The sequence below is a fragment of the Virgisporangium ochraceum genome (genome assembly GCF_016863655.1).
Taxonomy (GTDB): domain Bacteria; phylum Actinomycetota; class Actinomycetes; order Mycobacteriales; family Micromonosporaceae; genus Virgisporangium; species Virgisporangium ochraceum.
Genome location: NZ_BOPH01000105.1, coordinates 220128 through 234401 on the forward strand (window position 1 = coordinate 220128; position 14274 = coordinate 234401).

Annotated in this window: 11 protein-coding genes; 2 read left to right on the forward strand and 9 right to left on the reverse strand. The window is 72.2% G+C overall.

Annotated elements, in window-relative coordinates; translation table 11 throughout:
* Window positions 1-8: 8 nt before the first annotated feature.
* The 7 genes from Voc01_RS39095 to Voc01_RS39125 form a co-directional block, all read right to left on the reverse strand.
* Window positions 9-836, reverse strand: coding sequence for an aminoglycoside phosphotransferase family protein (locus Voc01_RS39095; protein ID WP_203932731.1), 828 nt, complete (start codon window positions 834-836; stop codon window positions 9-11).
* A gap of 139 nt (window positions 837-975) precedes the next feature.
* Entirely contained in the window at window positions 976-4236 is a 3261-nt protein-coding gene (locus tag Voc01_RS39100; protein WP_203932732.1) for a S8 family serine peptidase, read from the reverse strand.
* A gap of 112 nt (window positions 4237-4348) precedes the next feature.
* Complete coding sequence (locus Voc01_RS39105; RefSeq protein ID WP_203932733.1) at window positions 4349-5122, reverse strand: ZIP family metal transporter; 774 nt, start codon at window positions 5120-5122, stop codon at window positions 4349-4351.
* 65 nt (window positions 5123-5187) lie between these two features.
* Entirely contained in the window at window positions 5188-6282 is a 1095-nt protein-coding gene (locus Voc01_RS39110) for a J domain-containing protein (protein WP_203932734.1), read from the reverse strand.
* A gap of 137 nt (window positions 6283-6419) precedes the next feature.
* Window positions 6420-8174: a DUF1996 domain-containing protein gene (locus Voc01_RS39115; protein ID WP_203932735.1), complete on the reverse strand. Its 1755-nt coding sequence runs from the start codon at window positions 8172-8174 to the stop codon at window positions 6420-6422.
* An 817-nt stretch (window positions 8175-8991) separates the two neighbouring features.
* Window positions 8992-9366 (reverse strand): hypothetical protein, encoded by a 375-nt coding sequence (locus tag Voc01_RS39120; protein ID WP_203932736.1) that lies wholly within the window; start codon window positions 9364-9366, stop codon window positions 8992-8994.
* A gap of 105 nt (window positions 9367-9471) precedes the next feature.
* A complete protein-coding gene (locus Voc01_RS39125; RefSeq protein ID WP_203932737.1) occupies window positions 9472-9867 on the reverse strand; it encodes a DUF1330 domain-containing protein in 396 nt (131 codons plus the stop codon).
* 131 nt (window positions 9868-9998) lie between these two features.
* On the opposite strand from Voc01_RS39125, the gene Voc01_RS39130 reads away from it, so the two are divergent.
* Window positions 9999-11066: a DUF2855 family protein gene (locus Voc01_RS39130; RefSeq protein ID WP_203932738.1), complete on the forward strand. Its 1068-nt coding sequence runs from the start codon at window positions 9999-10001 to the stop codon at window positions 11064-11066.
* On the opposite strand, the gene Voc01_RS39135 is transcribed toward Voc01_RS39130, so the two are convergent.
* On the reverse strand, window positions 11048-11380 hold the full coding sequence (locus tag Voc01_RS39135) for a hypothetical protein (RefSeq protein WP_203932739.1): 333 nt from the start codon (window positions 11378-11380) through the stop codon (window positions 11048-11050). The genes Voc01_RS39130 and Voc01_RS39135 overlap by 19 nt on opposite strands.
* A gap of 142 nt (window positions 11381-11522) precedes the next feature.
* Between Voc01_RS39135 and Voc01_RS39140 the strand changes: the two genes are divergently transcribed.
* Window positions 11523-11747 (forward strand): hypothetical protein, encoded by a 225-nt coding sequence (locus Voc01_RS39140; protein WP_203932740.1) that lies wholly within the window; start codon window positions 11523-11525, stop codon window positions 11745-11747.
* 178 nt (window positions 11748-11925) lie between these two features.
* On the opposite strand, the gene Voc01_RS54285 is transcribed toward Voc01_RS39140, so the two are convergent.
* The gene (locus Voc01_RS54285) at window positions 11926-14097 is read right to left on the reverse strand and encodes an Hsp70 family protein (protein WP_203932741.1); all 2172 of its coding nucleotides are present in this window, start codon (window positions 14095-14097) and stop codon (window positions 11926-11928) included.
* Window positions 14098-14274: the final 177 nt, after the last annotated feature.

Below are 14274 nucleotides of genomic sequence, written 5' to 3' on the forward strand. Positions count from 1 at the left end.
GGTAGTTGTCAGGGTGCGTGCGGCGACGAGGATGCCGAGGTAGGCGGCGCCGCGCTGAACAGGTGGCGGTTGGCGCGGCTCCACCGGACCCGCTCGGCCACCCCGTCGAAGTGGCCGGAACCGCGCCAGGCGAGAAAGGGCTGGTGGCCCTCGTCGGCGAGTCGCAGCGACCAGTCGAGGACGGACTGCTGCTGATCGATGACGGCGTCGGCCAGGCCGGTCAGGTCGGTCAGGCCGTAGGCGGTGGCGAAGCGCTCGAGGCGGGCCCTGCGGTCCGGCGGCGCCGGGTAGCGCAGCGACCGCAGGCACTCGGCGTCGTCGCGGAACGGGGCCACGTACTCCAGGGCGTAGGCGACGTCCCACAGGGGCGGATGCGGCAACGCGTAGTCCCAGTCGATGATGCCGACGGGTTCGGTACCGCGCCAGACGAGGTTCCACGGGCCGAAGTCGCCGTGGCAGATCAGCTCGCCGGGCGAGGGAGGATCGGCCGCGCCCGTCGTGGCGATGGTCAGGGCCCATCGGGCGCCGGCCGGCCGGTACCCGGCGACCGCCTCGTGGTACTCGCGCAGCAGCCGGGCCATCGCCACCAGTCCGCGGTCGTCGACCACCTTGGCCAGGCCGTCGGTGCCGGACTCGCCCTCCAGGTACGTCAGAACCTCGCGACCCTCGTCGTCGATGCCCAGCACGCGCGGCGAGTACGGAAAGCCCACCGACTCCAGGTGCCGCAGCAGCCCGTGCACCGCCGGCGTCCACGGCTGCACCGGCCGGCGGACGGTGTCGCCGATCCGCACCACGGGACGGTGCGGCTCGTCCTTGAGGATCTCCGGTTCAGCCATGGCACAGAGCATCGCCGATGAGCGCGCGCATCGCACGGTCCCGGCGTCCGGCCACGACTCTCGCCGGCCGGGTCAGCCGTCCACACGGCAGGTCAATCGCGGGCATGGGCCGCCCGGGGCGGCCCATGCCCGCGCCGGATCAGGCGTAGCGGTACGCGCGGATCACGGTCGTCGTGACCGTGTTGCCCCGGCTGTCGGACGCCGTGGCCCGCAGCGACACGAACCCGCCGTTCCGCGGATGGGTCAGGTGTGCGGTGAGGCCGTTCATTCTCGCCGGCACCCAGGTGCGGCCGTCGTCGTAGGAGACCTCCACGCGGGGGCTCCTCAGCGTGCCGGTGCCCGATCCGGGCTGCGGCGTGAACAGCACCGGCACCGTGAACGGGCGGCCGGCGGGTGCGGTGTTGCGCCCGTCGAGCCGCGGCGCGAACCGGACCGTCCACAGTGGAAGGTTGGTGTGCGTACCGGCCTCGACGGGTCCGGACCGGAACGTCCAGACCGCGTCGACCGTCGGGGACAGCGGACCGGTGCGGGTCGACCGGAACTCCAACCGGTACGCGGCGTCGGCCGACGGCACGGACGTCGGCGCCCCCGGCGGACCCAGCGGAATCTCCATCCCGTTGCGGAACAGCCGGGTCGTGGTCGTCGCGGTGGCGTCGCCGCCGGGGCGGCCGGCTCCGTCGGCGAGCGGGGCGGGCCGGATCACCATGGTGTCACCGTCCCGGCCCACCCCGGCAAAGGCGCTGCCGGGCGTGGTGGCGACCGCGGGTGCGAACACGCCCCGGTTCCACAGTTCCCGGTACGACCGGCCGGCCCGGTAGGACACGCCGCCCTCGGTCAGGTTGGACTGCACCTCGTTGCCGTCCGCGTCCTGCTCCCTGAAGTCGCCGGCCACCGTCACGCCGGGCTCGGTGTTGTAGTACTCGGTGCGCGTGAACGGCAGCGGGACCGGCATGAACACCGACGCCGACGCGCCCATCTCCGCCGCGATCATCCGCGTCCGCTTCAGGCCGGTCGACCCGTCCCTGCCGGACGCCGCGAAGTCCGCCGTCACCCGGGCAAGTTCGCTGTCGACCACGGTGCGCTGGAACCCGGCGAACATCGAGCCGCGCTGCGGGTAGGCCAGCGCGTAGTGGTACGGGCTGGCGAACGTCGATCCGGTCGCGTCGGCCCGGGCGAAATCGGCGCCGACGAACACCCGGAACTTCTCGAACCGCGTGTCGCCGCCGATGCGGCCGGCGAAGACGGTCGAGAAGTCGTCGCCGAGGAAGGTCACACCGCCCGCGTCCGTGCCGGCCCCGAGGTGCGCGGCGACCTGCCTGGCGTCGGAACGGGGAACCGTGACGGTGATCGGCTGGCCGACCCGGGCGTCCAGGTCGACGGTGAGCGCGCGGTTGAGCACCAGGTCCGGCTGCGCGAGCAGCGTGCGGACCGGGACCTCCTTCGGGTTCGTCGTGCTCTCCGCCACCGTGCCGACGAGGGTGTAGCTGTCGCGCGGCAGCCGGAACGTGCGCGTCCCGTTCACCGTGGTGAACCCCGTGGTGATCACCGCCGCACCCGCGTGGGTCATCATGGTCAGCCCGAAGGCCGGCGGTGTGCCTCCCTTGCGGTCGGTGGGCCGGATGGTCAGGTCGTAGCTCTCGACCTCCTTGTGCACGGCGACCGGCGTGCGGACGGTCACCTCGCCAGCGCTCGCCATCAACCAGCCGCCCAGAAGCCCGTCCGGCGCGTCCGTCCGGGTGTCCGCGGTGACCGTCACGTCGGCGGTGCCGCCGGCCGGCACGGTCAGCGTCGCGGTGCTCAGTGCGAACACCGGCGAGGCGCTGTCCAGCCGCAGGGCCAGGGTCACCGCCGCCCGGCCGGAGTTCCGGTAGGTGACCGTCCTCGTCAGCACGGCGTCGTCGGCGTGCGGCCAGCGCTGGATGCCGAACCCGATGGTGGCCGGTGCCGCCGTCACCGTCGCGGTGACCGCGCGGGCGAGGTCGAGCCGACCGGCGCCCTGCGCGTACACGTCGAACGCGGCGTTGGGCGTCGCCGAGCCGACGAGCGCGGCCTTGAGTTGCTGGCCGGTCCAGTCCGGGTGCCGCTGGGCGAGGATCGCGGCGCCGCCGGCCACGTGCGGCGCGGCCATCGAGGTGCCGGACTTCGCCGTGTACGGTCCGCTGCCCGGGCTTTCAGCGCTGCGGGCGGCGGTGATGTCGACGCCCGGTGCGGTCATGTCCGGCTTGAGCGATCCGTCGGCCGTCGGCCCGCGCAGTGAGAAGCCGGCGATCCGCCCGTCGCCTCCGACCGCACCGACCGTGAGCGCGGCCGGCGCGCTGCCCGGCGAGGAGATCTGTCCGGACACGTCGACGGCGCCGATTCCGCTGTTTCCGGCGGAGACCACGAACAGGGTGCCGTACCGGTCCGACAGCGTCTGCACGGCCTCCTCGACCGGGTCGACCACGGCCGGGTCGTCCTCGCCGCCGAGGCTCAGGTTGACCACCCTGGCGCGCTGCTCGGCGGCGGCCCAGTTCATCCCGGCCAGGATCGCCGACTCGGCGCAGCCCTCGACGCCGCAGACCTTGCCGTCCAACAGCTTCGCCCCGGGCGCCACGCCCCTGTAGCGCCCGTCGGACGCCGCACCGGTGCCGGCGATCGTCGACGCCACGTGGGTGCCGTGGCCGGTCAGGTCCCGGTCCGGCTCCGGCCCATCGGTGAAGTTCATCCGGGCGGTGACCTGTCCGGCCAGGTCGGGGTGGGTGTCGTCGACGCCGCTGTCCAGCACCGCGACGGTGGACCCGGTGCCGGTGTACCCGGCCGCCCAGGCGGCGGGGGCGCCGACCTGGGGCACGCTGGCGTCCAGGGCCGGCCTGCGCATCCCGTCCAGCCAGATCTTGCCCTTGATGTTCGCGGTGAGGGCCTGCCATGACCGGGCGGCGCCGGCGCGCTCCTGCCGGACGGCGGTCGCGCCGATCGCGGCCAGGCTGCGCTGCTGCCGCAGGCCGGTGGCGGACCTCAGCGCGGGAGTGTCGCCGGTGACGATCAGCGGCAGGTAGCCGGTCCGGTCGTACCCCATGTCGAGCAGCCCGGTCACGTCGAACAACCGTGGGTCGAGCCGGCCGGCGGTCAGCGCCGGGGCCGCGTCGGACGGAACCACCCGCACCCGCCCGTCGCCGGTCGAGACGGTGAACGTCACGCCGTCGCGGTCCGGTCCCCGTTCGACGAGCGGCCGGTCGCCCTCCATCGTGACCCGGTCCCCGGTGACCAGCGTGACCGTGCGCCCGCCGGCGTGGTGCCCGACGGGCTGTCGTTCGGCCTCGGCCCTCGGCCCGGGCAGGAGGGTCAGCGCGATCGTCGATCCCGCGACCAGACCGGTCAACGCGAGCGCCGGCGGAATGCGGCGCCCGAGCGGAAAGTGCATGGATGCTCCCTTCGTCGGGGAGCAAGACGACCGCCGATGGCAAAAGGTTGACTGCCGACGTCGACCGGAATGCGCTCGAGGCGCGTACGCGCCTCGATGTGCGGACCGCGGCTCAGAGCGTGGCCAGGACGAACGACAGGACGAACCCGGCCGTGGTGCTCAACGCGACCAGTGGGCCGCCCTTCTCGAACGCCTCCGGCATGAGGGTGTCGGCCAACGACGCGAGAACCGCGCCGGCCGCGAACGCCAGGGGCAGCGAAATCGTCTCCCCCGACGTGTTCGACAGCGGTCCGGCGCCGAGTACCACCGCAAGGGTGAGCAGTGCCGCACACGCGGCCCAGGTGCCGAGGACGAACCGCTGCGAGCGTCCCTGCGCCCGCATCGACGCGCTGCCCACCAGTGCCTCGGGAAAGTTCGACACGAAGATCGCCGCGAGCAGGGCCAGACCGCCGGTGCCCTCCTCCAGCGAGACCCCCAACGCGACGTTCTCCGGCACGCCGTCCAGCGTCACCGCCGCCAGCAGGGCCAGGCCGGCGGCTCCGGACGTCGACGCCGTCGAGGCCGGCCGATCCTGGGCCGGCGCGTCGAGATCCAGCTTCTCGCTGCCGTGGGCCTCCTCGTGCCGGCCCTGCGCCACGCGGTCCAGCCAGCGGCTGAGGAACGTGAACACGGTGGCACCGACGACCAGGCCGAGGGCGGCCCGCCAGATCCCACCGCGTTCATAGGCGTCCTCGAACAGCTCGAAGGACAGAGCGGTGATCAACGCTCCCGCGGCGAACGCGAGCATGCCCGCGAGTACAGCCTTCGGCAGCCGGATACGGACACCGGCCAGCGCCCCGAGGACGAGAGCACTGGAGGCGACCGCTCCGAATATCAACGACTCCACGAGGGCGTACTACCCGGATCCGTCGGAGGTAACGCCGCCCGTCGGTGCCGACGCGTTGGGCGGTGTCACGGCAGGGCGTGCCAGTGCGCGATGCTCCGTAGCCGGCTGGCGGCGAGTCGCCAGTGCATGCCGAGCTGGTTGGCGTCGAGCTTCCGAAGCTGGCGACGCGAACGCCACCCCGGTAACGGGGTCTCGACGGCCCGCAGGAGGTCGTCGAGCCGGTCGATGGGTGTTCCGGGGCCGACCAGCTCCAGGAGTCTGCGGTGGTCGAACGCCGTCCCGATCTCGAGGACCATGTCGCGGCACACCAGGAACGGCTCCGGAACCCATTCCGCCGGCGCGGCATGCAGCGACTGCAGGATGAACTCGAAGTCGGCGTAGTCGTCCACGTCCGGCACCGGTGGCGACTGCGCCATCGACGTGCGGATGTCCTTCCAGGCCGGAAGCCTGGTCAGGTCGTGGTTGTAGTCGGTCACCAGGAACGTCGCCATCGACCCCGGTGAGTCGAACAGCAGGAGGCGGCGTCCGCGGGCCAGGAAGATGACGTCGTCGTCCCCGTCGACGCATATCCGGATCGTGAAACCCTCCCGCCCGCTGGGGAACACGAGCCCCACGGGACGGAACGTGGTGCGTTCGGACAACGTCTCCGCGGCGAACCGGCTGGGCTGACGCGCGTCGCGCTCCGCCCGGGCCCGTTCCCGTTGCACGCGTTCGTTCTCGGCGCGCTCACGCTCCGCGCGTTCGCGCTCCCGGCGTGCACCCTCCGCCCGCTCCCGGCGTTCGCGCTCCGCGCGCTCGCGGGCGGCCTCCTCGGCGCGCTCGCGGGCCCTCCGCTCGCGGTCCGCGCGTTCACGGGCAGCCGTGTCGGCCGCCGCGCGCTCACGGGCCTCCCGCTCGCGTGCTTCCCGTTCACGCTCCGCCTGCTCGGACCGCGCGCGGGCCGCCTCCCGAACGGGATCCCGCCGGGAGAGCTCCTGATACGCGGCATTGATCAGCTTCATCTGCCGGTCGCGTTCGAGCCTGTCGGTACCCGAGTCGGCCCAGCCCCGGTCGGGATGCCATTTCATCGCCAGGATGCGGCGGGCCCGTTTGAGGTCCTCGAGAGAGGCGCCAGGCGAGACACCGAGCACGACATACGGATCGGGTGGGTCGGAACTCATGTGGCTGGTCGCTCTGCCTCGACAGGTCTGGGGGCTGCGTACACGACAGTCGATCACAGCGTCCTATACACGGGCTACACGCAACCTCCGGGGTGGGTGGCCTGTCGACCACCCACCCGGGTCTTCGTCGAGGCGTTCTACCTGCAGCGGCCGCCGGCGTTGATGCAGGCGGCGATCCTGGCCATCGTCTCGGTGGAGTTGACGTTGGCGAAGTCGTTGTGGTCGGAGAACGGGTTGTGGTTCTCCTCGGGGAACGAGTCGAGCTGGTACTGGCCCTTCTTCTGGACGCTGCGGGGAATGTCGTAGGCGATGGTGATGCGTAGTTGCGGTACGGCGACGGTCCCGCTCGGGCAGGCGCCGGTCACGGGGTCCGCGAACTTCAGGTGGTCGCGGTGGTTGGCGCTGTCGGTGTTCCTGCCGTCCCAGCAGCTGGCGAAGTTGTGCACGCGCATGACCTGGCTGCCGGCCGGGCAGATGACGTACTTGGCCGACAACCGGTCGGTGAAGCCGCTGCAGGTCCAGGTGGCGCGGGCGTTGGCCGGTCCGCGGCTGGTCGGTTTGGCGTCGCCGACGATGGCCTTCAGGAACTTCGGCATGGGCACCACCCGGTCGACGGCGTTGCCGCGGTACTCGATGGTGACGCTGGCCGGTCGCACGATGCCGCCGACGTTGCCGGCGATCTCCAGGTTCGGACCCACCACACCGGGCAGGTCGGACGGGGACGCCGTGGGCGCGGGCGAGGCGCCGCCCGGCGTCGCGGTCACGCCACCGCCGTTGGTCAGCGCGCACTGCGCGAAGGACTCCAGTGCGGTGGGCCGGGCGGCATGCCGTCCGATCGCGATCGCGATCCGGTCGAGCGTCGCGACCCGCTTGTCCCTCAGCGGGCCGAGGATGGCGTTGCTGACGAAGTTCGGCCCGCCCTGGCCCTGGGTGGCGACCAGGCGCTGGTTCGCCTCGGCGATCTGCTTGTCCAGCAGGTCGAGATTGCGGTTCACCTCGTCGAGCGCCTGCGCCGGAACACCGGGCAGCCGGTCCCGCACCGTCGGGCAGTTCACCGTCGGGGTGACGGCCAGCGGCGTGGAGGCCTGGCCACGGGACGTGCGGCGCGCGGCGTGACCGGCGTGTGCGCCGTCGTAGCTGAGATCGCAGTCGGCCAGTGACTCCAGGCCGGTGGGTCGAGGACCGGTGCGGCCGATCGCGATCGCGATCCGGTCGAGGGTGGCGATCCGCTTGCTGCGCAACGGGCCGAGGATCGCGTTGTTGACGAAGTCCGGCCCGCCCTGTCCACGGGTAGCGGCCAGCCGCTGGTTCGCCTCGGCGACCTGCTGGCCCAGGAGGGCAAGGTTCCGGTCAACCTCGGCGCGTGCCTGCTGCGGAACCGCCGGCAGCCGGCCGGCGACCGAGGGGCAACTGACCGTCGGTGTCCCCGACACGTCCGGCGCCATCACGTTGGCCTTCCGGTCGATCCGCACGACCGGCCAGAAGTACGACGACCTGTCGCCGTTGCGGCACGTCGTGTCGGACTCCTCCAGGCTGGAGTCCGACGACTCCGCGCTGATGGACAGGTTCCCGACGAAGTCGTGGACGTGCTGAGCGCCGTTCTTCACGCCGGGCTGGGCCACCGGGTTGTCCGGGCTGAACTTCCGGTTGCCGTTCGTGCCGCAGTCCACGGTGAACACACCGGTCGAGCCGGTCGGCAGGACCTGCGGCGTCCGCACGTTCGGTGCGACGTCCTGGATCCGTACGAACGCCGACCTCGGCGCGGCCTCCGCCGACGCCCGCGCGTTCCAGACGCTGGTTCCGATCCCCGCGACGGCCAACCCGACCGCGGTCACCACGACCAGTCCCACCCGCAACCGCCGGGGAGGGATGCCTACCGTTCCGTGTCTCATTCGCTCTCACCTCGTTGTGGTGTTCCGTGCCGGCCGGGCACGACGGCGGCATCCGGGGATACGCGCAACGAACCACCACACGAGGAAGACAGCGGTACCGGTAACCGGTCTGTAAGAAGATCCCGCTGCCCGTAAGAACTTCACAACATGTTGCGGCACCCCGAGCGCTCCGCCCTGACCCCGTGCGTCCGGACCGACCCGGACCGTGCCCACATCCGCGCGCACACGGCACGCGGGGATGCGCGAGCACCGCCGCATCGGCGACCCTCGCTCATCCGTCGACGAAACCCCGGCGGGCAGGGTCGACGGGCACTCGGCGTCCTGGCCGGAGATCGTGGTCCGGTGGATGCGGCGGCCGGTGCGGGTCTCGTACAGGGTGATGGTGAACTCACCGCGGTACATCGGAACGGGTATCGGGGGTTGGGCGAGTCCCGGCCGCTGCGGGTCTCTGTACCCGCACCGGTCGATCGTGTTCTGGCTCTTCTCGTCGACGGCCATGCAGGCGACCGCCCGGACCTCGCTGGACTCCTGCGGCCTCCAGGCCGCGGAGAGAACACTGCGGCGTTCCCGGCGTCGACAATCTCCGGCGGGGTGCTCCAGCGGCCGGTCTGGCGCAGGTTGTAGTCGGTGGCGTACAGCATCGTGAGGTGCGGCCCGGCGCCGGTGTAGCCGGACGCGTCGGGGTACACGGTGCCGTCGCAGACGTCGGACAACGCACTGGGCGAGTACGGCAGCTCCCCGGTCTCGGGACCCAGCGACCGGACGATCAACCAGGCCACCGACGCCACCACCGACGCACCGATCGCGCCGGCCACGATCAGGCCACGGCGCCGCCGGCGGGGTCCACCGACGCCGGGGATGTGCCGAGCAGTTGCCGGTACAGTTCGTCCTCGCCGGGCTGAGCGGCGCGGGTGTAGACCTCGCGGGCGAGCGGCCCCGACGACGCGGGCCCGACGTCCTCCACCAACGCGGCGAGCGCCGGGGGCAGGATCCAGCCACCGTCCAGGCGTGCCTCGATCGGCCGGGTCACGTCCACGGCGGCCGCGATCAGATTCCTGCTGTCGTCGCGGCCGCGCAGGACGCTGCCGCGCAGTTCGGTGAGCTGATGCTGGTCGAGCCCGGCGAAGTCGGCGATCCCCCCGGCCAGACGCCAGTCCCGCGAGTCGTTCTCGGGCCCCGCTCCGCTCGCCATCGACGCCTGTGAGGATACCGGTTCCGGCCCGGGCAACCGGGGTGCACCGAGGGTGCCCTGGGGACCGATCAGCGCGTCAGGTAGCTCACGACGATGTCGGTCCGGTCAGCCCGAAGTCGTTCCGGAGTCGGGTCGACGCCCCCACGGCTGCGTCGGTTGCAGGACCGCCTCGCTGAGAGCCCTGCGGCGCAGGTGGGTGATCTGCCGGTACTCGGGGTCGGCGACCATCTGGCTGAACGCGCGGCGCGTCGGGTAGCGCACGAGAAGCACGGCGTCCCATTGCTGCCCGTCCTCGGCGACCAGCGCGGTCTCACCGTTACCGGCGTAGATGACCTCGACGCCGTAGCGCGGCGCGAACGTCCGCTGGAACGCTTCGCTGTATTCCCTGTACGGCTCGCGGCCACCCTCGGCGAACCGCAGAAGATTCAGCATGACGACCGGGCTGTCCGGGTCGCCGGCCAGAAACGCCGCCAGGTCCTCGCCGGTCGGATCCACCGCCATGACCACCCCTCTCCGTCGGGCACCAGTGTGCTCACTGCCACCGCGAGATGAGCGTGTCACGTTCGTCCCGTCGGACAACGTCACAGGGACCGACGGTTGTCAGCAGGAACGGGTGTTCCTACCGTCACGCCATGCCCCGTTCCTGGACGTTCGCCGTCGCCCGTGCCGACCTCGCCCGCACCACACTGGTCGACAACGACGTTCCCGACCCGCCCGAGGGGGCAGCCCTCCTCCGCGTGGACCGGGTCGGGCTGACCGCCAACAACATCACGTACGCGGTCCTCGGAGACGCGATGCGGTACTGGGAGTTCTTCCCGCCCCAACCCCGTGGACTCGACGCGGAGTGGGGGCTGCCGCCGGTATGGGGGTTCGCCGACGTGATCGCGTCGACCGTTCCCGGAGTCGACGAGGGCCAGCGGTTCTACGGCTACCTTCCGCCCGCCGGGCACCTTGTCGTGCGTCCGGAACGGGTCGGGGCGACCGGTTTCCGGGACGCCACCGCCCACCGGGCGGACCTGCCGTCGCCGTACAACGCCTACCGCCTCACCACCGGTGACGCCGCGTACCGGGCCGACGACGAAGATCTGCTCGTCCTCTTCCGGCCGCTGTTCTTCACCTCGTTCATGCTGGCCGACCAGATCGTCGACAACGGCTTCTACGGCGCGTCGTCGCTCGTGCTGTCCTCCGCGTCGAGCAAGACCGCGTACGCGGCCGCGTACGAACTGCGCGGCCGCGGACCGGAACTGGTCGGCCTCACCTCGCCCGGCAACGTCGCCTTCACCGAGTCCCTCGGCTGTTACGACCGCGTGGTGTCCTACGCCGAGGCCCACACCATCGATGTCGTTCCCACCGTCTACCTGGACCTGTCGGGCGCGCCCGCGGTCCGGGCCACGCTGCGGCAGCACCTCGGCGACCGTCTCACCCGCGACATCGCAGTCGGACTGACCAACCAGATCCCCAACGCCCAGGCCGCCGACGAGTTCTTCTTCGCCCCGGTCCAGATGCGCAAGCGCGCCACCGACTGGGGCCGCGAACACCTCGACCAGCGGTTCAGCGAAGCCTGGCACCGGTTCACCGGCACCGTCCGCAGCCGGGTCGACGTCCAGGTCGGCGACGGCCCGCAGGCACTACCACACGCGTGGACCGAGGTCCACACCGGGCGCACACCACCCCGCGTCGGTCACGTCATCCAGCTGTGAACAGGGTGGTCCACAGTGAAGATTCCGACGCCCGGCTCCTGGACCTGCTGCAGCACGACGAAGCTCCCCGGTCGGTGGAGATAGCAGCCCCCAGCCGGTGGAACGCGCTTGTCGGCGTGATTCTCAGCGGTTAGGTCGGGCTCGCGGCGGTCGGCTACATCCAGCGTCAACGACTGCTGCGCGGTCCCGACGGGCGCAATGCCGGCACTCTCGACGGCGAGGAGGTCGGCTACCTTCTCGGCAGCCACGAACGGGCAGTCGCGGCCGCGTTGGCCGGCCTTCGCGCGGCCGGGTCGATTCGCATCGAGTCTCACGGCTGCCACCTCCGAAGGGCCGGATAGCGGGCGAGATCCTGTGCACCGTCACGCTTCCGTCACGTCGGCGGGCATCGCTGTTCGCACGGCGTACGACCGCGGCTCGGTGAACGGGGCGGTCGCCACTCCCTACACTTCCGGAGTGAATCAGCTCAGGTGCACGCACTGCGGCACGGTTGGCCTGGAGCCCGGCTACGTCGAGGACACCGGACGCGCCTCCTTCGGCTTCGCCCGATGGGTTCCCGGGTTCCTGCAACGCAACGGCTTCGGCGTCGCCAAGGCCTCCGGCCGGCCGCGGTGGCAGCTCGACGCGTTCCGGTGCCCGAAGTGCGCTCACCTGGAGCTGTTCGCCGCCAACCCGCTCTGACCTGACCGGACCGCTGACCGTCGTTCGAGTGGTGGTCTCCACTGCCCTCGCCGAGCACTTCCGGTTCGCCATGCGCAGCTTGTCGTTCTCCCCGTCACCTGGAGCATCGCGAACTCGCTGGCGGTCCGGCGCGGCCAGGACTGGGCGGCCGACCGGTCGTGCCCGATACGGGCTCGACCTACCCGCCGCTGGTGAGGTCGAACAGCAGGACGTTGCTTCCGCCCACGGCGAGGTAGCGGCCGTCCGGGCTGTAGCGGACCGCACTCGGCTCGAACGCGACGGAGATCGTGCGCACCGCCGCCTCCGGTGCCCTCAGGTCCCAGATCCGCACGGGGAACGTCGAGGACACCGGTTCGGAGCCGGCCGTGGCCACGTGCCGGCCGTCGGGGCTGACGGCGACCCTGTAGACGTTGGCGGTCTCGGAGCGGTCGAGGGTCGCCGTGCGCCGGCCGGAGCGGGCGTCCCACACGATGGCGCCGCCGGCGCCACGGCGGCCGGTGACGACGGTGCGGCCATCCGGGCCGAACGCGACCGCGTACGCCGGTCCGCCGCGCTCGGCGATGACCTGCCTGGGTGATGCCGTGAGGTCCCACAGCCAGAAGCCGTCGGCGCCGGCGGCCGCGAGCGCGGTGCCGGCGGCGTCGAGCGCCACGGACAGCCCACCCTCATTACCGACGGCCGCGAACCGGCTGATCTCCCTACCAGTTGTCACGTCCCAGATCAGGACCTCGTTGTCGACGGCAGCCGCCACCTGGTTTCCAGTCGACGCCATCGAATCGACCGCGGGTCCGACGGTCAGCGGCTGGCCGTACCGGGACCGGTCGGCCACGTTCCAGATCCGCACCTGGCCGTTGCCGCCGGCCGTGACCAGGCGCCCGTTGCCGGCAAACGCCACCGCCCGGATCACGCCGACCTCGGCCGGATGCGAGTTGCCCACCTGGCTGCGACTGGCCACGTCCCAGATCTGAACGGTCTCGTCACCGTCGCTGACGGCCAGTAGCCGGCCGTCCGGGCTGAAGGCCAGGTCCCGCACCGTGCCTGCCCCCACCCCCAGCACGTGCGGCGACGGTGCCGCGTCCGGGTCGCCGTCGCGGAGGGCCGACAGCAGACCGGGCGCTGCCACCACGACGATCGCCAGTACGAGCACGGCGAGCGCCGCCGACACCGGGATCCGCCACCGCCGCATGGCATCGCGCGCCGCCGGCGGTGGCTCCGATGCTGCCTCCGGTGGCGGCTGTTCGTCGGGTCGCTCACGAACGGGCGGCGGGACCGGCGGCGTCGGCAAAGCGCCGAGCGCGCCTTCGGCGACCACGAGCTCGGGCTGCTCCACCGCCGTCGGCGCGACGCCCAACTCGCGGTGCAGCAGGGTCGCGACCAGCGGCAACCGGCTGGCACCGCCGACCAGGAACACAGCCGCCACCTCCTCGGTCGCCACGCCGGACGCCGTGACCGCGGCCCTTGTCGCGGCAACGGTTTGTGCCACGACCGGCGCGGCAAGCCGGTCCAGCTCCTCCCGCCCCACCGGAAGGTCCTCCTCGAGCAGCGGCACGTGCACCGACGTGTGCGGCGCCCGGGACAGCATCTCCTTGGCCGTGCGCACGTCGTCCCAGAGCAGCCACGCGGCCCGCCGCTCGGCCGGCGTCGACGGCACGGTCAGCCGACGCCACACGTCCTGCGCCCGCGCGGCCACCACCGCGCCGAGGCCGGCCACGACGGCCGCGTCGATGTCCGCACCGCCGACATCGGCCAACCCTTCGGTCGCGAGCACCTCGAACCCGTCCGGCGTGCGACGGACGACGGCGGCGTCGAACGTCCCGCCGCCGAAGTCGTACACGACCGCGCAGGCACCCACCGGCCAGCGCGCACCCTGGACGCCGACGAAGTAGCCGGCGGCCGCCACCGGCTCCGGCACCAGCCGATCCACCACCAGCCCGACCCGGTCCGCCGCGGCCGCGAGCACACCCCGACGCAGCGGACCCCAGCCCGCCGGACAGGTCAGCACCGCGGCGCTCACCGGCGCGCCGGCCACCCGCACAGCTTCGTCACGGACCCGACCCAGCACCGCCGCGACCAGGTCGACCACCGGTACCTCGGCCTCACCCAGGAGCACCGACTCCGACACACCGACCAGCCGCTTCGGCGCCGGTTCGAAGCACTCCGGGCGTGCCCGGGCCGCGTGCCTGGCGTCACGACCGGTCGACAGTCCCGCTCCGGGGACCGCACACACCCCGGACGGCAGCACCGGCGACCCGTCGAACAGCAAGGGCCGCACCCGCCCGTCCGGCCCGGCCAGCGCAGCCGTCGTGTTCGAGGAACCGACATCGATCCCCAACCGGAACCCAGCCACCACACGACCCACCATATTCGCCAGGAGCGATGCGGCCCGGACGCAGGAAAGAGCACGGCGCGTCCGGAGGGCCCGGTGTCGGGTCAGGATGCCGCGCGAGCCGCCGAAGCCCGGGCTCCGACCCGCATCCCGCTGCTGTCGGTGGCGTCGTACCGGGAAGACCGGTGGCGCGCGCAGGAA

Bases quoted from the DNA above. Each gene is read 5' to 3' on its own strand.
- Voc01_RS39095 (WP_203932731.1), bottom strand. From the start codon at position 836: ATGGCTGAACCGGAGATCCTCAAGGACGAGCCGCACCGTCCCGTGGTG.
- Voc01_RS39100 (WP_203932732.1), bottom strand. From the start codon at position 4,236: ATGCACTTTCCGCTCGGGCGCCGCATTCCGCCGGCGCTCGCGTTGACC.
- Voc01_RS39110 (WP_203932734.1), bottom strand. From the start codon at position 6,282: ATGAGTTCCGACCCACCCGATCCGTATGTCGTGCTCGGTGTCTCGCCT.
- Voc01_RS39115 (WP_203932735.1), bottom strand. From the start codon at position 8,174: ATGAGACACGGAACGGTAGGCATCCCTCCCCGGCGGTTGCGGGTGGGA.
- Voc01_RS39120 (WP_203932736.1), bottom strand. From the start codon at position 9,366: ATGGCGAGCGGAGCGGGGCCCGAGAACGACTCGCGGGACTGGCGTCTG.
- Voc01_RS39125 (WP_203932737.1), bottom strand. From the start codon at position 9,867: ATGGCGGTGGATCCGACCGGCGAGGACCTGGCGGCGTTTCTGGCCGGC.
- Voc01_RS39130 (WP_203932738.1), top strand. From the start codon at position 9,999: ATGCCCCGTTCCTGGACGTTCGCCGTCGCCCGTGCCGACCTCGCCCGC.